The organism is Caballeronia sp. LjRoot31 (assembly GCF_964253885.1).
GTDB lineage: Bacteria > Pseudomonadota > Gammaproteobacteria > Burkholderiales > Burkholderiaceae > Caballeronia.
The window spans coordinates 1460465-1480284 of the sequence record NZ_CAXURX020000002.1 but is presented as its reverse complement, the minus strand read 5'-3'; the positions used below and the strand labels follow the sequence as shown (position 1 = coordinate 1480284).

Genomic DNA, 19820 nt, shown 5'->3' with positions numbered 1-19820 from the left:
GAGCGTGTTGAAGCAAGGGAACGGACGTCATAATGGACTTGCCTGCGTTCAAGTAACCGCCAAGCGGCGAAAGAGCACAATCTTTGCGCTATCCAGAACGACCGCCAGCACGACTGCGGCGCCTAACACGCCGGCAATGAGCTGCAGCGGCAACGCCGTCATGAGCAGTCCATTTGACGCAAGCGCCGTAATGATCGCCACGTCTGCGACCGAGGACGCGACCAGCCATCGTCCGGGCGCGGAGCTCCACATACGCTGCCGTTCCCGTGCGACATAAAACACGGCCTGTCCGCTGAATACCAACGTGACGACGGCAACGGTTCGCAGGGCGTCGGTATCAAGGCCCAGTACGAACTTGCCGGTCGCGAGCGTTCCTACGCAGAAGAGCAGATCGATCATGCCCATTGCAATGCCCGCCAGCGTCAGGTTGCGTATATGCCAGATGTTCGGGCGCGGCGAGGGCCGCACATTATCGGTGGATGACGACATGGCGAGAAAGTCGCCCGTCACCATCATGAGCACCATGAGTGCGGGCGTCAGTATCGCGTGACCGGTCATGAGCAGGCCGGCCGCGAGAAACAGGACCTGCACGATCTTGTGGATGATCGAGCGTAACGTATAGGTCAGGATGCGCTGGAAGGTGGTGCGGCCTTCCTCAACCAGGGCGACGATGCCACCCAGACCCGCCTCGGTCAGCACGACGCCTGCCGCCGACTTCGCCACGTCGGTGGCGCTCAACACCGCGATACCCATTTGCGCCTGGCGCAGCGCCGGCGCGTCGTTCGCTCCGTCGCCGCACATCCCGACGATATGGCCGTGCTTCTGCAGCACTTTGACGAGCTGGTATTTGTCCTCTGGCAGGACACCTGTGTAGATCGAGTAGGACTCTGCATCGATGTCTTCGGGCAACGGTGTGGTGGCCCAGGTTTTCCCGGAAATGCCGACCAGGGCAGCGACGGTTTCGGCAGTCTTGCGAGCGTCGCCCGTCACCATGACCGTTCTCACACCGAGCCCGCCGAGCTGAGTGATCAGCGCGGCAGAGTCGTCGCGCGGCGGGTCGCTGAGCCCGATTATTCCAGCCATGACGAGGGCTCCGGGTGGGCCCGAGGCCACGGCCAACACCCGTAATCCCTTCGCCTCAAGTTTCTCCGCTTCCGTTGCGGCGGCCGCACAAGAGGGCGTCAACGAATTGATGGTCGCAAAGGCTCCCTTTACAACGTGCAACGACGCGCCGTCCGGCGTGCGCAGCGTAGCCTCGGAGCGCTTCAAGGCCGGATCGAACGGCACGAACTTGACCAACGCCGGCGCGTCCGGGATCGGCTTGGCTGAGGACGCGCCGCGAATGGCGGCGTCGACCGCGTCCTGGCCACCGTCCGAGCTCGCCAGCGCGGCGAGCGCAAGCAGGTGAGCTTCGTCGAATGGCGGCATCGGGCTGATCGATACGACCGCAAGTTCGTTGCACGTCAGGGTACCGGTTTTATCGGAGCAGAGAACGTCGATACCGGCTGCTTCGTCGACTGCCGAGAGGCGCGTCGACAGAACACCCCTGCTCGCGAGAGACCGGGCGCCGACAGCCGCGGCCAAGGTGAACATCGACGGCAACGCCACAGGAATTGAAGACAGGATCGCGACCAGAAGCAGAGGCACCATCTCACTGATCGGCATGGAGACGAAGAACGAATACACGCCCAGCAGAACAGTCACGGCTCCGTTGAACAGTACAAGGTTACGCACGACTCGCAATACGGTTTTCTGTTGCGAGCTCTCCGCCGTGGCGGTGCGAACGAGTTCCGCTGTCCGTCCAAACTTGGTGCGTTCGCCTGTTGCGACCACCTTTCCAAGGGCTTCGCCACGTCGCACGAGTGCGCCCGCGAACGCATGAGCACCCGCGCCCGATTCGATTGCCACCGACTCGCCGGTCAGCATCGACTGGTCCAGCAACACGGAGCCGTCGATCAGATCGACGTCGGCTGGGACAACCGTCCCGAGCGAAAGCTTGACGATATCGTTAGTCACCAGGCCGGCAGCGGGCACGGTCTTCCATTTGCCGTCACGACGGACTGCGGCCAGCAACGCAAGACGCGAGCGGAGCGCGTCGACCGTCGCCTGAGCCTGACTCTCCTGAAAGAGCCCAAGACCCGCGTTGAACAGCAGGAGCAACAGGACGATGCTCGCGCCAACATAGTCTTTCAGCGCCACTTGAAAAATAATGGCGACTTCAAGCATCCAGGGGACAGGTGCCCATAATTTCTTGGCCGCCATCCAGAGGGGACTCTGGCGAACATCGGCAATCGCATTCGCGCCTTCGGTCTTCAGACGATGCTCGGCCTCCTCAGTCGTGAGGCCGGATGGCAAGGCGGCGATGGCATGGTCCTCGGGGCCGGGCGGCGGGACCGGGCCGTGGTCGTCGACCACTGCGCTTAAGTCATGTTCTCCCGAAAGACCGGAATTGTCGCCGGCTTGCGAGTTGGTCGACGACTGAATCATTAGATGCTCCAAGCGTCCGCGAGCGAATGCGGACTATGTCAGGTCGGCGTGCCGATGCGGATCGAATTACGCGGTCGAGTTAGATCAGAGGGCTGCCGTGGCCGGCGCTTCGTTGGCAGGTGCAGCGCCTTCGTGAAGGTCCAACCGTGCAGGCTGATGCGCTTGCAGGATTGCACGGGCGCGCGCCATTTCTTCGGCCGGGCCGTTCGCCATGACAATAAATCCATTGGCCTGGAGCGCGGTCTCGTAATGGATCACGTGATCCTTCGGAACGCCCGCGTTGAAGAGCGCGGCGCCCAGGGCACTGACACCGCCTACCACCACCGCGCCTTCGAGAGCGGATACCACGATGGACGCAAGATAGCCGACTACGACGACCGGCCCGATGATCGGCAACGTCAGGAAGACGCCGCCGAACAGGGCGCCCCATAGCGCTCCCCAGAACGCACCGTACTTGCCCCATATCTTCATGCGGTCGCCGGTATTGTAGAAACCGACCACTTTTTCTTCAGTGTGATAGCCCTTGCCGACCACACTGAAATGTTTCATGTCGAAGCCGTTTTCAATGAGCTTTCGGACAGCCGCATCGGCTTCGGTGTGGTCATTGAACGTGGCGATCAGAACGTCGTTGCCGGTCATTTGCTTCTCCTTTTAACGCGTTGAACAAGGCGCAAAAAGGTTCGCGGGTGCAAACCCTTCTGCGCCAGTGTGTTTCGATGGTACCTACATAGTCCGTGCATGCGCAGGCTCGGAAACTACTCAGTGCGTGCCGTGCGCGGTACGGTGATAAACGCGTTGGCTGATCTCTACAGGTCGTGAAGGGCCTCGAACGCCTTGAACAGGACGCGCGGATCGAACTTGCCCTGGTAGACGGCCGGCGGCGTCCGCGCGATGTCAAGCAGGCGATAGACCGCTGCCTGCGCCGAGCGAATCGAATACTCCACGGTGAAGACAACGTCATCCGGCAATTCGCAAAACTGGCCGGTAAAAGCCAGATTCACCGATCCCTGCGGCACGACTTCCGGCCGGTCGCCGTGTTCGCGCGGCATGAACTGACTGGTAATGAAGGGCATCAGGCAGGGGATGCACACGGCGTGGTCGAGAACAGAAGCCGCGTTGCCAGCGCGCAGATGCCCTAGTACCTCGGTCATGATCTCGCGGCCAGTGCACTCGGCCATCGGTTTCTTCACGAAGTCGCCGGGGCGATCGATATAGAGGCCGTATCCCCAGAACACCTGCACGTCGCTCGGCTGGCCGATGAAATGCGGTTGATGCGGCAGGACGATCGACATGAGCCAGTTCGAATCCGCGAAGGTGATGAGCCCACCTTCACCAGGGACATTGCCAGTGAAATCCCGGACCAGGTTGAAGAACGCAGGATCATGCAAGGTGGTCGTGAACGACAGCCACTTCGATTCATCGACGTGATCAGTGAACACGTTCGGGCGGCCGAAAGCGGGGCGGTTCAGCGCAATTCTGTTCCAGAGTGCCCAGGAACAGGTGCCGGCGCTGCTGCCGTCCAGCACGGCCGCGCGATCCATACCGCCGAGGGTCGAGCCTTCGGTCATTGAACCCAGCGTGACAATCACCGCATCGCGCGGCCCGACCGGGATTGAAACGCTACGCCCCTCGCGCTCGCAGACGATTCCCTCCACGCGCGTTTCACCGTTGGCTTCGTTGAGCACCAGATCGCTCACACGCGTGCCGAACTGGAACTGGACGCCGCGCTCGTCGAGCCATTTTCTCAGCGGCCGGACCATCGAGTCGTATTGGTTGTAAACCGTGCGCATGATTCCGTGCAACTGGTTGAACCCCGACACCATGTGCACGAAGCGCAGCAGGTAGCGCTTGAATTCAACCGCGCTATGCCATGGCTGGAACGCGAAGGTCGTGCACCACATCAGCCAGAAGTGGGTCTTGAAGAAGGCCGGGGCGAAGTGGTCCGCTATGCGGCTGCGGCCGAGCATGTGCTCTGGTTCGATCGCAAGGCGTTCGAGCGTGAGGATGTCTCTTTCAGTGAGCCCGAACTCGGGCTTGTCGATTCGATGACCGTCGCGTACCAGGCGAGATTTCGACGCCGTCTTCATCGTTTCATTCCAGTCCACGATTTCCTGCGTGACGGTCTTGCTTTCATCGAGCGTAGGGATCGATGAGAACAGGTCAAACGTACACACGTACTTGCTCTCGAACATGCGGCCGCCGCGCAGGACATAACCGTCCTGGGCCGAGCCCGCTGCGTCCAGACTTCCGCCTGCTACGCCAAGCGCTTCGAGTACCGTGATATTGCGGCCCGGAACATCGGCATCGCGAATCAGGAAGGCGGCCGCGGCCAGCGATGCAATGCCGCCTCCCACCAGATAAAACTTGCTGTCTTCGGAGGAGAACGGCATGGCAGGGTCCGTATCCGTATCCGTATCCGTATCTGCACGTTGCATGGGATCACCCGGGTTGGATTTGTTAAGCGATGGGCACGAAAGCACTGCTTTGCAAGGTAGCCTTCCCACTTAAACCGGGGTTGATACAGATCAACGAGCGGGGCCATGCAGTCCCTATGCTGAATCAGGTCAAACGTCGAAAAGCCTTGCAAGGGCGCACAGACGCAACACCGACGGCACACAAGCAGCAGGGAGAAAACGCCTCATGGACCAGACGCACAGCAGTTTGCCGCTCAAGCCCGTTTCCGCCGATGCGGTCGTTGGTCAATCCGCCATTCAGCCCACCACCCAGCCCGGTAGCCGCAAGCTCAGCTTGCCGCTTCTCACGGGTGTTGTGATCGCCTCGATGATTGGCGGCGGTGCCTTCAATCTGCCGCAGAACATGGCCCAGGGCGCAGGACTGGCGGCAATCGTGATTGCATGGATGATCACGCTTGTCGGCATGTTATTTCTGTCGAATACGTTCCGCACGCTAGCCGATAAACGCCCCGATCTGAAGGCGGGCATCTACTCGTATGCGAAAGAAGGCTTCGGCTCCTTAGCGGGCTTCGAGATGGCCTGGGGCTACTGGCTGTCCGCCGCTTTCGGCAACGTTGCATTCGCCGTGCTGATCATGAAGACGGTCGGCTATTTCTTTCCTGTGTTCGCAGCGGGTAACACCTGGCCGTCGATTGTCGGCGCGTCGCTGCTGATCTGGGTCATGCATTTTGTCGTGCTCTATGGCGTAAAGCGTGCAGCAGTCCTGAGCGTGATATCGAGTGTCTTGAATATTGGCACCATCACAGTGGCCTTGTGTGCGATGGCGGTGGCGATCAAGGGCGGCATGTTCTCCTACGACTTCTGGGGCGCCCAGGAGCATTTGGGCAGCCTCCTCGCGCAAGTCAAGAGCACCATGCTGGTTACCTTATGGGTGTTCATCGGCATCGAGGGTGCGGTGGTGGTGTCGGACCGCGCCAGCAAAACCTCGCAAGTGGGGATCGCGACTTTTCTCGGCCTGACGGTCTGCACGATCCTCTATTTCCTGTTGTCGGCGCTGCCGTTCGGCGTGATGCATCAGGCGCAGCTGGCGGGGCTCGCTTCACCGTCGGCAGCTTATGTGCTGAAGGCGGCGGTGGGCGACTGGGGCGCGGTGTTTATCGTCGTCTCGCTGCTCGTGTCGCTTTTGAGCTGCTGGCTTGCCTGGACCATCCTTGTCGCAGAGTTGCCGTTCGAAGGCGCGAAAGACGGTGTATTCCCGAAGTTTCTCGCTGAAGAAAACCGTCACCATGCCGCCGCGCCGTCGCTATGGGTATCGAGTGCGGTCATGCAGCTCGTGATCTTCGTGGTGCTGTTCGCCAACGACGCCTGGATGTGGCTGATCTCGATCACCGGAATCATGATTCTGCCGCCGTATCTGGCCAGCACCGTTTTCCTGTGGCGCTTCGCGACGCAGTCGAAGTTCGCACCGACCACCGGCGAGACCTCGAAAGAATCGATCTGGACCGGCGTGCTTGCGACGGTCTATTCCCTCTGGCTCGTCTATGCCGCGGGACTGCAGTTCCTCCTGATGTCCACCATTCTCTTTGCACTCGGCTTTCCCGTTTTCTGGTGGGCACGGCGCGAACATGCGGCCGGCGAGCGGGTGTTCACGGGACGTGAGGCATCGGTCGCGGGCGTGCTGGTCATAGTGGCAGGTGTGGCTGTCGTCTTGTTCAGCCGGGGCATGGTGAAGATCAGTTGAGGTCGCGAACGACTCGATACGATTCCCAATACAAGGATCAAGATGCTGTATGACCAGATGTTCGGCTTCCTGTTTTGCTGTGCGTTGCCCTTGCCACCCGCGTTGCCGTCCTCACGCTTTCAGCGGCTCGTCGATGAACTCGAACGCCTGGGGTACGCCACCACGGTCACCGTTACGGTGGCGGAAGCGTCCTCCGCTATCCGCAGCGAGGCCGCAGTTGGCTGCGTGATCGTGGAATGGTCGCTGACCGAGTCGGAGACCGACGTTGAGGCTTTCGTGCGCTTTGTACGAGAGCGGGGTCTCGACGTACCCATCTTCATCCTGGTCGAGCGCCATCTCTTGGCGGAAATTCCGGTCACGGTGCTGGGGCATGTGACGGGTTATGTGTTCATCGAAGAAGATACGCCCGAGTTCGTCGCCCGTAATCTGGTGAGCCATTTGCGGACGTACGCGGACTCACTCAAGACGCCGTTCTTCGGCGCGATGGTCGACTATGCGGAGCAGGCGAACCAGATGTGGACCTGTCCGGGCCACAACGGCGGCGTGTTTTACCAGAAGAGTCCGATCGGCCGCGCGTTCGTCAAGCATCTGGGCGAAGCGGTATTCCGTAACGACCTGGATAACTCTGTCGTCGAACTGGGCGACCTGCTGGTTCATGAAGGCCCCGCGCTCGCTGCGCAAAAAGCGGCGGCGCGGATCTTCGGCGCGGAGCGGACTTACTTCGTGCTCAACGGTACGTCCACGTCCAACAAGATTGCATTGACCGCACTCGTGACTCCGGGTGACCTGGTGCTCTTCGATCGCAACAACCATAAGGCGGCACATCACGGCGCGCTGCTGCTCGGCGGGGGCATCCCTGTCTATTTGCAGACGCAACGCAATGCGCACGGGATGATCGGCCCGATCGATTTCGACGCACTCGACGAGGACCGCATCCGCGACGGCATTCGTTACAACAAGCTAGTAACAGATCCCAAGGCGTGGCAGCGCGAGCGGCCGTTTCGCGTTGCGGTGATCGAGCAATGCACCTACGACGGCACCATCTACAACGCGCAAATGCTGATCGAGAAGATCGGGCACCTGTGCGAATACATTCTCTTCGACGAAGCCTGGGCCGGCTTCATGAAGTTCCATCCGTTGTTCAAGGGACGTTTCGCGATGGGCATCGAAGGACTGGATGCCAACGCGCCCGGCATCCTTGCCACGCAGTCGACGCACAAGCAACTCGCTGGCTTCTCGCAGGCGTCGCAGATCCACGTGAAGGACGCGCACCTTGACGGCCAGCGCCGCCAGGTCAGTCACCGGCGTTTCAACGAGACCTTCATGCAGCACTCGTCCACGTCGCCGTTCTATCCGTTGTTTGCCTCGCTCGATGTAGGCGCGCAAATGATGAAGGGCCGCTCCGGCGAAGTGCTGTGGGACGACACGATCAAGCTCGGGATCGAGATGCGCAAGAAAATCCGCGCGCTGAAACACGACTACGAAGCAACGGAGACGGACCCCGCGCGCCGCTGGTTCTTCGATCCGTTCGTACCGGACAAGGTTGCGGCAACGAACGGCATGCAACGCTGGGAAGACCTGTCGACGGACGAACTCGCGAGCAACCCGCGTTACTGGGAGCTTGCGCCGGACGCGACATGGCATGGCTTCGGCCACCTTGCTCAGGGCTACGCGATGACGGACCCGAACAAGCTGACGCTCATCACGCCCGGGTTCGATCGAAGCACCGGTGAGTACGCGGAGCACGGCGTTCCGGCGGCGGTGCTCGCCGAGTTCCTGCGCGAACGGCGCATCGTGCCCGAGAAGAATGACCTCAACAGCATCCTGTTCCTGCTGACCCCGGGGCTGGAGTCGAGCAAGGCGGGCACGCTGCTTTCGGCACTGGTGCGCTTCAAGCAATTGCACGACGAGAACGCGCTTCTCGACGATGTCATCCCCACCTTTGTCGCCGTGCATAGCGAGCGTTACGCGGGAATCGGCCTGCGTGATCTTTGCGCCGACATGCATGCGTTCTATCGTGAGCGCGATGCGAGCCGCCTGCAACGCGAGCAGTTCCGCGCAGCGCACTTTCCCGAGATGGCGATGACCCCGCAAGCCGCCATGCACGAACTCGTGCGCAACAACGTGGAGTTGTTGCCGATCGACCAGATCGAGGGACGAATTGCGGCAACACTTGGCCTTGTCTATCCGCCGGGCATCGCGGTGGTCGTATCCGGCGAGCGCTACACCGAGCGCGCGATGCCGACGCTCGATTACTTCCGGATGTTCGAGGAAGGCGGCAACCGTTTCCCTGGTTTCGAGAATGAGATCCAGGGAATTTATCGAAAGAAGGAAGCCGACGGCAGCGTGCGACTCTATACCTACGTCGTTAATTCATAAAGAGCGTGAAGACATGAGGGGGAATCACTGATGGCTCTGGGCGTTCACTCGGAAGCGGGCAAGCTGCGCACGGTGATGGTCTGCCGTCCGGGTCTTGCACACCGGCGGTTGACTCCCGCCAATGCGGCAGCCCTTTTGTTCGACGATGTCATCTGGGTCGACAAGGCGATCGAAGACCACGACGTTTTCACGGGAGCGATGCGCGAGCGGGGTATCGAAGTACTGGAGTTTCACGATCTGCTTGCAACAATATGCGGCGACCCGGTCGCGCGCGACTGGATTCTCGATCGACGTATTGTGGAAGAAGAAGTCGGCACCGGGATGCTGAAAGAATTGCGCGCGTGGCTCGAACAGATGCCGGCGCAACAACTGGCCGAGGTGCTGGTCGGTGGCGTGGCGAAAGCCGAGATGCCTTTCGACGCCCGCGGCCTTTTTGGCGGCTATCTGGAGCAATCGGACTTTGTGATCCAGCCGCTCGTCAACCTGATCTTCCAGCGCGACACCAGCGCGTGGATCTACGGCGGTGTCACGGTTCACCCCATGTACTGGCCGGCGCGCCGCAAGGAAGCATTGCTGGTCGCCGCCGTGTACCGCTTTCATCCGCGCTTCGCCGGTCAAGTGAACACGTGGTGGGGCGACCCGGATCGTAACTTCGGCGTGGAGACAATGGAAGGCGGTGACGTCATGTCCATTGGCAATGGCGTGGTGCTGATCGGCATGGGCGAGCGTTCGAGTCCGCAAGCGGTCACTCAGGTCGCGCGGCATCTGTTTGCGGGCGGCGGCGCCAAGCGGGTAATCGCGTGCGAGTTCCCGAAGCGGCGCGCCTCGATGCATCTGGACACGGTGTTCTCATTTCTCGATATCGACTTCGTCAGCATCTATCCCGAGGTCGCCGATGAAATCCGTTGCACCAGCCTGTATCCGGGTGACGCACCCGGTGAGATCCACTACGAGCGCCATGACGCCAAGTTCCTGACGGTCGTGAGCAATGCCCTCGGGGTGGGGTCACTGCGCATCCTGACAACCGGCGGCGACGCATACGAAACCCAGCGTGAACAATGGGACGACGGCAACAACGTGCTGGCGCTGGACCGGCGCGTGGTGGTTGCGTATGACCGTAACACTTATACCAATCGCAAGATGCGGCAGGCGGGCGTGGAGGTCATCGAGATTCCGGGTGGAGAACTCGGACGCGGGCGCGGCGGTACGCATTGCCTCAGTTGCCCGGTCGAGCGTGACGCGATCGACGCCTGAATCACTCACCTAATTCTCAACGGGATCTCATCGTGTTCAATGTACATAACCGTAGTTTCCTGACGCTGATCGAATACACGCCGCGTCAGATTCGCTACCTGCTCGATCTGTCGCGGGATCTTAAACGCGCCAAATATGCCGGCACGGAAATCGCGCGTCTGGTGGGCAAGAACATTGCGCTGATCTTCGAAAAGACCTCGACGCGCACGCGTTGTGCATTTGAAGTCGCGGCTCACGATCAGGGCGCTCATGTCACCTATATCGATCCGGGCGCGTCCCAGATCGGGCATAAAGAGTCGATGAAAGATACCGCCCGCGTACTTGGCCGCATGTACGACGCGATCGAATACCGGGGCTACGGGCAGGAGATTGTGGACGAACTCGCCAAGTACGCGGGAGTGCCGGTGTACAACGGGCTCACTGACGAGTTCCACCCGACGCAGATGCTAGCCGACGTGCTGACCATGCATGAATTCAGCGACAAGCCGATCCACGAAATCAGCTATTGCTATATAGGCGATGCCCATAACAACACGGGCAATTCGTTGATGATCGTGGGCACGAAACTCGGCATGGACGTACGCCTGTGTGCGCCGCGCCGGTTATGGCCGCACGACGACCTGATCGCGCAATGCCGCACGTTCGCGGCGGCTAGCGGAGGGCGTTTGACGCTGACGGAAACACCGGCGGAAGCGGTGAAGGGTGTCGATTTCATCTATACCGACGTCTGGGTATCGATGGGTGAGCCGTTCGAAAAGTGGGGCGAACGGATCGAGGAGTTACTGCCCTTCCAGGTGAATGCGGCCTTGCTTGCGGCCAGCGGCAATCCGCGCGTGAAGTTCATGCATTGCCTGCCCGCGCTTCACGACACCAAGACGGAGATCGGCAAGCAGATCGGCGATAAATACGGCTTGCTGAATGGGGTGGAAGTGACAGACGATGTATTCGAGTCGGACGCATCGATTGTTTTCGAGCAGGCAGAAAACCGCCTTCATACGATCAAGGCTGTTCTCGTCGCCACGCTGGCCGAGTGAGGAGAACGCAATGCTGATGGTAATCGCATTGGGCGGCAACGCGTTGCTCAAGCACGGTGAGGCGGTCAGCGCCGAAGCGCAGCGCAACAACGTGCGGATAGCAGCCACACAACTCGCGAAGGCCGCAGCCGGCAACGATCTCGTGATCGTGCATGGCAACGGACCGCAGGTTGGCATGCTCGCGCTGCAGGCGGGGAGCTTCCCGCTGGACGTGCTCGATGCGGAAACGGAAGGCATGATCGGTTACATGATCGAGCAGGAAATGCGCAACCTGCTGCCTGCGGGCCGGGCTTGCGTGACCTTGTTGACCATGGTCGAAGTGAACGCGTCCGATCCGGCTTTCGAACACCCGGACAAACCGATCGGGTCCAGGTACACGGTCGCCGAAGCGGCGGTGGCATCGCAGGGGAAAGACTGGACAATGGCGGCACAGGGCGACAAGTTGCAGCGTGTCGTACCGAGTCCAAAGCCGGTGCGCATGCTCGAGATAGAGCCTGTACGCTGGTTGCTTGAACACAGTTGTGTGGTGATCTGCGCCGGGGGCGGCGGGATTCCGGTAGTCGCTGACGCAGAAGGACGGCATCAGGGCGTAGAGGCGGTAGTCGACAAGGACCGCAGCGCAGCGTTGCTTGCGTCGGAACTGAAGGCGGATCTGTTCGTGATCGCGACCGACGTGCAAGGGGTTTATCTCGACTGGGGCAAGCCGTCGTTACGCTTGGTCGCGCGGGCGAATCCTGGGGCGCTTGGCGAGCTGGCGTTCTCGGCTGGATCGATGGCGCCAAAGGTGGAGGCGGCTTGCGACTTCGCCAACCGCACGGGGAGCCGGGCGGTCATCGGTGCGTTGAGCGACATCGAAGCGATGATCGCCGGCAATGCCGGGACATCGATCGATGCAACGGCGACCGGCATTGAAGAAGCAGTAGCTACGCAGCCGTCTTGATGAGCGGCTTGACCTCGGCACCGGGCAGATCACGTCCGGCGATAGCAAGCGCGAGCGGCGGATTCAGGCTGTCGACCATCGAGGTAGGCATGAGGATGGTCGCCCCGCGCTCCTTGGTCGTTTCGTAGATGATATTCATCGCGCGCAACTGCAGCGCACCCGGTTGCGACTCGTACACCTTTGCCGCTTCGACGAACTTGGCCGCAATTTCCGCTTCTGCCGAACCCAGGATAACGCGGGCTTGTTTTTCGCGTTCGGCCTGCGCCTGGCGCGACATCGCATCCTGCAATGCCACCGGGATTGCCACATCGCGAATCTCGACGGAGCCGACCGTCACGCCCCATTCCGCCGTCTTGGCGCCGATCTCGTCACGCAGTCGGGTATCTGCTGCTCGCCGGTCCGACAGCAGTGCCGCGAGCATGGATGAACCGATCATCTCCCGTAGCGACGTTTGTGCTACCCGATCAATCGCCTGCCGATAGTCCGTGATAGCCAATGCCGCCTTTTGCGCGTCGTGGATGTGCCAGAAGATGATCGCGTCGACGTTCACGGGTACTGTGTCTTTCGTGAGCGCTTGCTCGGCATTGAACGAGGTCGTCTGGATCCGTTCATCGATGACCGCAACTACGTTGTCGATAACCGGGATGATCATGAAGAACCCGGGTCCCCTGACTCCCTGCAACTTGCCAACGCGTAGCACCACGAATTTTTCCCAGACGTTCGCGACCTTCACGGACAGGAACACCAGCACGGCTGCGATAAAGAACAGCGGAGCCAGCCACACGCTCACAAATTCACCAGTAGCCAGCCCGGCAAGTACCAGTACCAACGCAAGGAAAAGGGTGATGGGATTCATGATGGCACTTCCTGAAAGGCTGTCGGCCAGGGCTACTCGATCAGGCCGGATTGTCGATGGATTCTGCTGCGGCAGGCTCTGCGGCGGTGAGGGCAACCGGATGGGGAGCCGGAACCAGCAGGACCGGACACGTCGCCATTCGGACGAAACGCTCTGCAACGCTCCCCAGCAAGAGCCGCTGGAAACCTCGGCGCCCGTGGGTACCCATCACCACAAGATCGGCTTTCAGCTCGTCCGCCGCAACCAGCAGGCGTTGTGCAATGCCGTCGCCATACAGGTCGACTTCGGCGATCCGCGCGACGCCGCGGGTCTTTTGCAGATGCATTTTCGCGAGCGCCTCATTCGTTACCCGGGTTCCTTCTTTGATCAACGCATTGCGCAGGAGCGAAGGGTCGTAGCCGGGGGCGTCGTAAGCCATCAAAGGTGCGTCGATGATATAGACGGGCTGCAATTCGGCGCCGGCTTCACGCGCGATTGCCAGGGCTGCGTCGAGCGCCAGGACGGACGTCTCGCTTCCATCGATTGCGACCAGGATGCGCTTATACACGGTGTTCTCACTTGAGTAGTACACAAGCCGCGGTGTTCGATGAATGCGGGCATTGCGCTGATGTTTCCTTAGGCGAGGGTAGCGCTTTCATGCGCCGCAGCGCCAGCCTCGGAAACTACTCAGAAGACGCCTTTCGGAGCGGCGGCGGTGCACTGGATTCGTTTAACGGGAATTCTCCTTTGAGGTCCGAAAACGCGACAGCGCTTAGATAGGCGAGTACGATTGTCAAATCGAATGCACACGCTGTTACGCGGATAAAACGCGCATAAATTCCCTGAATAAACCGTTCGGGCCTGATTCGTGCGCTAGCTAAAGGGAAACTAAAGGGAAACTCGTGGGGAACCCGATTAATTTCCCCATTGGCCTCATTATTCTTCGATCTTCATACTAAAGAACGCATTAACCGCTACTTACAAGCGAATCTGCTGCGGCGTGCCTCTGGGGCAACCGTCGAATGCCCTGCATCTACCCACTACGCCCGCTGACCGGCTTGCATTTGTAAGCCGGGAAGACTCGAGGAGCGCTGGCCGCTTCGATGCAATTCTCTCCGGATACACAAAATGCCTGCAAGTCTCGTCCGTCAGGCTAGCCTCTCTCGACCCAGGTCGAAGCGCAAGCCACTTTCAGACGTTGATTCCGCCTCTCCAGGCGATGGCCTTTTTGTCGTCGGTGTCGGCGCATCGGCGGGCGGACTCGACGCATGCCGTAAGCTTGTCGAAGCGTTGCCGCCGACAACCGCCGCAGCATGGATCTTCGTTCAGCACCTCGATCCGGCTCACGAAAGCTTATTGGTGAGTTTGCTTGCCGGTCATACACGGATGACCGTCGTGCAAGCGGCAGACGGTATGTTGATCGAGCGGGAGCACCTTTATATTATTGCCCCGGGTACCTATTTATCCGTTGCCGGCGGAATGTTACGCAGTTCCATTCCACAAGCACGTCACGGCGCGAGGTTACCGTTTGACTTCCTGCTTCATTCACTCGCGAAACAATACGGCCCACACGCAGCGTGCGTTGTCCTGTCCGGAACTGGCGCGGATGGCAGTCTCGGTCTGAAGGCGATCAAGGAGCAAGGCGGAATGATCATTGCCCAGGATCCGCACGAAGCGGGATCTGACGGAATGCCACTGAGCGCGATTGCCACTGGCGCAGTGGACCTGGTGCTGCCGCTAGCAAAAATTCCGGAAGCGCTCATTGAACACCGGCGACGAATTCCAGGCCGCGACGCGGTTGACAAGAGTTCGAGCCAAGGCGCCGGGCCGGTCTGGCTAGCTGCGATTATTGAGTTGTTGCGCGCGAGAACCGATCACGATTTCACGCTTTACAAGCGCGGTACGCTGGAGCGTCGAATAGAGCGCCGCCGCGCGATGGCTCCAGTCGAGACGCACAACATGGCTGCCTACATTGAGGTTCTTGCTAACGACCCTGTCGAACTCGAACTTCTCGCCAAAGACATTCTCATTAACGTCACCCAATTTTTTCGCGATCCAAAGGTTTTTGATCTGCTCGCGAAAACCGTTGTGCCCGAACTCGTCCGCCTCCATGCGCCGGGTCAGGATATCCGCATCTGGATCGCGGGGTGCAGCACAGGAGAGGAAACCTATTCGCTTGCCATGCTTTTTCGCGAGGAGATTGCAGCCTCGAGGCGCAGCATCAAGCTGCAGGTCTTTGCCTCGGATGCCGACCCCGATGCGCTTGCTAAGGCTCGCGAAGGTCTATATCCAGAAACCATCGAGGCAGATGTTTCGCCCATTCGACTTGGCAATTTTTTCCTCAAGGAAGGCAGCAACTATAGGGTATCGCCCGATCTGCGCTCGATGGTGGTGTTCACTGTCCATGATGTGCTTGTGGACCCGCCATTTTCCCGGCTTGACATGGTCTCGTGCCGCAACCTGCTTATTTACCTGAATCCCGAAGCACAGACAAAGGCCGTGTCCCTTTTCCACTTCGCATTACGCGACGGCGGAATTCTCCTGCTAGGAAGTGCTGAGACGGTTGGAAAACCCGACGGCCGCTTCGAGATTCTTTCGAAGTCAGAGCGCATTTATCGGCATACCGGTCACGGCAGGTCGCACGACGTCGGCTTTTCGATGAACTCGGCCAACGCTGTTCGCATTGCGTCCCGGCAAGAGCAGGGCCACGCCGTTTCGCGCCAATCCGCAATGGCAGAGTTATGCAGGCGGCTGGTCATACAGTCGCATGCGCCTGCCACCGTCCTGATCAGCAAGGATCATGCGTGCATCTATTCCGTCGGACCCACCGACCGGTATCTGCATGTCGCGTCAGGTCCTCCTACTCAGGACATCCTCGCAATGGCCCCGCAGGATGTGCGCAGCAGGCTCAGGCTCGCCATTCAGCGTGCGAAGCAGGGAAATACACGTGTCGTGGTGGCGGGGGGCACGACGATGCAAAACGGCAGCGTGGTGGGTTTCAAGCTGGACGTCCAGCCTGTCTCGAACGATGGCGAGGAAATGTTCCTGGTTTCCTTTGTCGACGACCCGCATCAGGATCACCATGACAGGAAGGCCATTGCTATCGCGCCTGAGGACGTGCCTCGAGTTGCAGAGCTCGAGAGCGAGCTCGACGCGACGAAAGCGGAACTCGCCAATGCGATTCGAAGCCTCGAGATAATCAGCGAGGACCATAAGGTGGTCAACGAGGAGGCGTTGTCGGTAAACGAAGAATACCAATCGACCAACGAAGAGCTGCTGACGTCAAAAGAGGAATTGCAAGCGTTGAACGAGGAGCTGACGGCACTCAACAGCCAGCTACAAGAGACGCTGGAACGGCAGCGCACGACGTCCAACGATCTTCAGAATGTCTTGTATAGCACCGAGGTAGCAACGCTTTTCCTGGATATGCAGCTCAATATCCGCTTCTTTACCCCGGCGACGAGATCGCTGTTCAACGTTCTCCCAGGTGACATAGGCCGTCCCCTGCGGGATCTCAGTTCACTGGCCGCGGATGATGATCTTATTGCCGATACACGAACCGTACAGGCGACGTCTGTTCCGTCCGAACGTGAAATACAGGCGCAAACCGGTATCTGGTTTATTCGTCGGATCTTGCCGTACAGAACCGAGGACAACCGCGTGGAGGGCGTTGTCATTACGTTTACGGACATCACCGAACGCAAGTTGGTAAAGACCTCGTTGAGGAAAGCCAAACAGCTTGCAGACCAGGCCAATAATGCGAAGTCACGATTCCTGGCTGCGGCGAGTCACGACTTGCGCCAGCCCCTGCAAGCGCTTGTGCTGCTGCAAGGTTCCCTCGCGAATGCGGTTGAAAGCGACGTCGCGAAGAAGATGGTCGAACGTCTCGAGCATATCCTGAGCTCAATGTCCGGCATGTTGAACGCATTGCTGGACATCAACCAGATCGAAGCCGGAACCGTTCATGCGGAGCTGGTCAGTTTTCCGATTGGCGAGCTCCTTGATCAAATGAGGGACGAGTTTAACGATCGTACGTTGCCGTCGGACCTCACCTTCCGCGTTGCTCCCTGTCGTCTCTTGATTAGAAGCGATCCGCATTTGCTGATGCAGGTGATTCGTAACCTGCTGTCCAATGCCTTCAAGTACACCAAGCAGGGGCGCGTGTTGTTAGGTTGCCGCCGCCGAGGCGATAAACTGCGCATCGAAATCTGGGACACGGGCATTGGCATTCCGAACGATGAGCTAAAGGCAATATTCGACGAGTACCATCAGTTGAACAACGCGGCGCGTGAGCGCAGCCGGGGCCTGGGTCTTGGTCTGTCTATAGCGAATCGTCTGGCCGATCTTCTTGGCGATCAAATTACGGTACGTTCTCAGCCCGGCAAGGGCTCCGTGTTCTCGATCGAAGTCATGCTTGGACCGCTCGAAACGAGTGCGCCTCCGAAGCACGATGATGAGCATATAACCAAAGTTTCAAGGCCCGAGCCGAACGCGCGCAACGGCTCGATACTCGTTATCGAGGACGACCCTGAAGTACGCGACCTGATCGGATTAATACTCAAGGCAGAAGGTTATAACGTAAGGACGGCATCGGACGGTGTCGAGGGATTGGAACTCGTATTTCAGCACGTCATTCAACCCAACCTTATCCTGGCGGACTACAACCTGCCGGGCGGAATGAACGGCCTCCAGGTTGTTGCCAGCGTTCGAAAAATCGCTCGTTGGGAAGTCCCGGCTATCATCTTGACCGGTGACATATCGCTGGAGACACTGCGCGACGTTGCCCAGGGTAAATGCCTGCACCTGAACAAGCCGGTGAAGGTTAATGATCTCATCAAGGCGATCGAAGGTCTCATGGTCGCTCCGCTCCATTCAGTGGCGCCGCAGGCTTTAGTGCCCGCGGCGCGGCCGGCGGGACAGGCGTCGTCCGTCGTGTACATAGTCGATGACGACCAGCATATCCGCACGGAAATTCGGCAGACCCTTGAAGACGACGGCCGCACCGTTGAGGATTACGGATCCTGTGAGGCTTTTCTGGAAGCCTATAAACCGGGGAGAGAGGCATGCCTTCTGGTCGATGCCTATTTGCCCGGTATGAAAGGAGTCGATCTGCTCAAGCTATTGCATGGCAGGGGCGACCGCTTGCCGGCCATCATGATCACGGGCAATAGTGACGTTAGCGTGGCGGTACAGGCCATGAAGGAAGGCGCCTCGGATTTCATTGAAAAGCCGATAGGCACAGCCGAGTTGCTCGAAAGCGTGGGACGCGCGTTTGAACAGTCGGTGAACTCGCAAAAACTGCTTGCCTGGCGTGAGGCGGCGGCGAATCACATCTCGGGCCTGACGCCAAGACAACACCAGATAATGGATCTCGTGCTTGCGGGATGCCCTAGCAAAATCATTGCGGCGGACCTCGGCATTAGTCAGCGTACGGTCGAGAATCACCGGGCGTTGATCATGAAAAAAACAGGCTCGAGGTCATTGCCGGCGTTGACGCGCCTCGCGCTTGCGGCGCAACTGGCGCAGACCAATGGTGTCGATGAACCGCCTTCCACCGGATAGAAAGGCTCGCCTCTGGCGCGAGCGAAAACCCGTCTGCCGGTCTTATTTCGGGCCGCTGCGCTTAAGCGCCACTCTCCGAGGTTCCAGCATTTTCTGCCCACGCAAAAAAAGTGCTGCAAAGAATAGCGCTGTCATGCCACCCAAAACGCCCCAGATTGGTAGTGCCATGGCAATACTCCTAGTGTTATGACTATAGGGTGACGCGTTCGTACGCTATGAGGCAGCACGTCCGTCGACGAAAGGGGCGAAAATATCCGTGGTGATCGGATCAGTCTGACCTAGCCAATGTACTCCGTAAAACATTGCCTGGCAGGATCGGAAACTACTCAGTTAGCGAAGACCAAATCGTGTGAAAACCACCCGACCATGCAAGGCGTTTTTATCCACCACTTACTCCAAAGAAATATTCAGCAGTCAAATCTGCACTCGAAAACCGTTCATCCACGAGCGACTTGGAACATCTGCCTGAGTAGTTTCCGAGTCTGCCCTTGCCGTGTGCTCGGCGCTATTGTGAGCATGAGCGCGTAGAAGTTCGCGGGGGCGTGATTTCTCAGATTTACGCCGAGCGGCTGAGGCACACAACATAGCGCGGCGTGTGGATCTCAGGAGGCTGTCATGGAAAAGCAAACTTTTACCGCGGAACAAATTCGTCAGGAGGTGCTTGGACGCTTGAATCAAAGAGCGCCCGTGCCCGGAGAGCATTCGGAGACGTCCGTTCCGTTGCCGATAGCCCATTTGCCCGATGCTGAGGAGCGGAACTGGGATATGAAGCACGAAGGTCAAGACCCGCACAACGACTACGTTCGTCGGGTAATTGATGAGGCACGACGAGATTTTTTGTTATCGGATTCCGCCGAACGCGACGAGATACTGGGAGACTCTTTTGCTCATAGTTGAAGCAGGGATTTTGCCTGTCGCATCGAGAAGATCGAAGAGACCTGTCGGCTTGAAAGCGATGCGCTTTTGCGCGATCTGTGAATTTTAAATGGAGTCGAACGACGCTCCGGGGTCGCCTGCGCGGAATACGCGGTGTGGCTGACCTGAGCCGGAAATCAGGGTGCCTGGATTTAATCATTAGAATAACGTAGATGATTATCAGATCTCCCTGAGAACAATTGAAGCCGCTGGTGCTGGATTTCACGAGTCGTTAAGTGCTGCGCATTGCCAGCCTCAG

12 protein-coding genes are annotated in these 19820 nt (G+C 59.2%); 7 read left to right on the top strand and 5 right to left on the bottom strand.

From position 1 onward, the window contains the following. Positions 1-48 precede the first annotated feature (48 nt). From ACSQ8V_RS25035 to ACSQ8V_RS25025, 3 genes are all read right to left on the bottom strand, one after another. Positions 49-2487, bottom strand: coding sequence for an HAD-IC family P-type ATPase (locus tag ACSQ8V_RS25035; protein ID WP_436207494.1), 2439 nt, complete (start codon positions 2485-2487; stop codon positions 49-51). Positions 2488-2571: 84 nt separating this feature from the next. Next, positions 2572-3126, bottom strand: coding sequence for a general stress protein (locus tag ACSQ8V_RS25030; protein ID WP_436184371.1), 555 nt, complete (start codon positions 3124-3126; stop codon positions 2572-2574). A gap of 167 nt (positions 3127-3293) precedes the next feature. After that, positions 3294-4922, bottom strand: coding sequence for an oleate hydratase (locus ACSQ8V_RS25025; RefSeq protein ID WP_436207493.1), 1629 nt, complete (start codon positions 4920-4922; stop codon positions 3294-3296). A gap of 205 nt (positions 4923-5127) precedes the next feature. On the opposite strand from ACSQ8V_RS25025, the gene ACSQ8V_RS25020 reads away from it, so the two are divergent. From ACSQ8V_RS25020 to ACSQ8V_RS25000, 5 genes are read left to right on the top strand one after another with little or no spacing between them, the layout of a single operon-like run. Further along, positions 5128-6642, top strand: coding sequence for a basic amino acid/polyamine antiporter (locus tag ACSQ8V_RS25020; protein ID WP_436207492.1), 1515 nt, complete (start codon positions 5128-5130; stop codon positions 6640-6642). Positions 6643-6684: 42 nt separating this feature from the next. Further along, entirely contained in the window at positions 6685-9021 is a 2337-nt protein-coding gene (speC, locus tag ACSQ8V_RS25015; RefSeq protein ID WP_436207491.1) for an ornithine decarboxylase, read from the top strand. Positions 9022-9051: 30 nt separating this feature from the next. Beyond that, on the top strand, positions 9052-10275 hold the full coding sequence (locus tag ACSQ8V_RS25010; RefSeq protein WP_436207490.1) for an arginine deiminase: 1224 nt from the start codon (positions 9052-9054) through the stop codon (positions 10273-10275). 29 nt (positions 10276-10304) lie between these two features. After that, entirely contained in the window at positions 10305-11309 is a 1005-nt protein-coding gene (locus ACSQ8V_RS25005; RefSeq protein WP_213765454.1) for an ornithine carbamoyltransferase, read from the top strand. Positions 11310-11319: 10 nt separating this feature from the next. After that, positions 11320-12249, top strand: a complete 930-nt coding sequence (locus ACSQ8V_RS25000) for a carbamate kinase (protein WP_436207489.1) — start codon at positions 11320-11322, stop codon at positions 12247-12249. On the opposite strand, the gene ACSQ8V_RS24995 is transcribed toward ACSQ8V_RS25000, so the two are convergent. Both ACSQ8V_RS24995 and ACSQ8V_RS24990 read right to left on the bottom strand, forming a co-directional pair. Next, a complete protein-coding gene (locus ACSQ8V_RS24995; protein ID WP_436207488.1) occupies positions 12233-13105 on the bottom strand; it encodes a slipin family protein in 873 nt (290 codons plus the stop codon). The two genes, ACSQ8V_RS25000 and ACSQ8V_RS24995, sit on opposite strands and share 17 nt — an antisense overlap. A 40-nt stretch (positions 13106-13145) precedes the next feature. After that, positions 13146-13652: a universal stress protein gene (locus ACSQ8V_RS24990; protein WP_436207487.1), complete on the bottom strand. Its 507-nt coding sequence runs from the start codon at positions 13650-13652 to the stop codon at positions 13146-13148. 560 nt (positions 13653-14212) lie between these two features. Here ACSQ8V_RS24990 and ACSQ8V_RS24985 point away from each other — a divergent pair. Further along, complete coding sequence (locus tag ACSQ8V_RS24985) at positions 14213-18646, top strand: chemotaxis protein CheB (RefSeq protein WP_436207486.1); 4434 nt, start codon at positions 14213-14215, stop codon at positions 18644-18646. 615 nt (positions 18647-19261) lie between these two features. Continuing rightward, complete coding sequence (locus tag ACSQ8V_RS24980) at positions 19262-19543, top strand: hypothetical protein (protein ID WP_436207485.1); 282 nt, start codon at positions 19262-19264, stop codon at positions 19541-19543. Positions 19544-19820: the final 277 nt, after the last annotated feature.

What these genes read in the sequence shown, in the direction of transcription:
- ACSQ8V_RS25010 (WP_436207490.1), top strand. Translation starts at nt 9,052, where the DNA reads ATGGCTCTGGGCGTTCACTCGGAAGCGGGCAAGCTGCGCACGGTGATG.
- ACSQ8V_RS24995 (WP_436207488.1), bottom strand. Translation starts at nt 13,105, where the DNA reads ATGAATCCCATCACCCTTTTCCTTGCGTTGGTACTGGTACTTGCCGGG.
- speC (WP_436207491.1), top strand. Translation starts at nt 6,685, where the DNA reads ATGCTGTATGACCAGATGTTCGGCTTCCTGTTTTGCTGTGCGTTGCCC.
- ACSQ8V_RS25020 (WP_436207492.1), top strand. Translation starts at nt 5,128, where the DNA reads ATGGACCAGACGCACAGCAGTTTGCCGCTCAAGCCCGTTTCCGCCGAT.
- ACSQ8V_RS25035 (WP_436207494.1), bottom strand. Translation starts at nt 2,487, where the DNA reads ATGATTCAGTCGTCGACCAACTCGCAAGCCGGCGACAATTCCGGTCTT.
- ACSQ8V_RS24980 (WP_436207485.1), top strand. Translation starts at nt 19,262, where the DNA reads ATGGAAAAGCAAACTTTTACCGCGGAACAAATTCGTCAGGAGGTGCTT.
- ACSQ8V_RS24985 (WP_436207486.1), top strand. Translation starts at nt 14,213, where the DNA reads ATGCCTGCAAGTCTCGTCCGTCAGGCTAGCCTCTCTCGACCCAGGTCG.
- ACSQ8V_RS25000 (WP_436207489.1), top strand. Translation starts at nt 11,320, where the DNA reads ATGCTGATGGTAATCGCATTGGGCGGCAACGCGTTGCTCAAGCACGGT.
- ACSQ8V_RS25030 (WP_436184371.1), bottom strand. Translation starts at nt 3,126, where the DNA reads ATGACCGGCAACGACGTTCTGATCGCCACGTTCAATGACCACACCGAA.
- ACSQ8V_RS25025 (WP_436207493.1), bottom strand. Translation starts at nt 4,922, where the DNA reads ATGCAACGTGCAGATACGGATACGGATACGGATACGGACCCTGCCATG.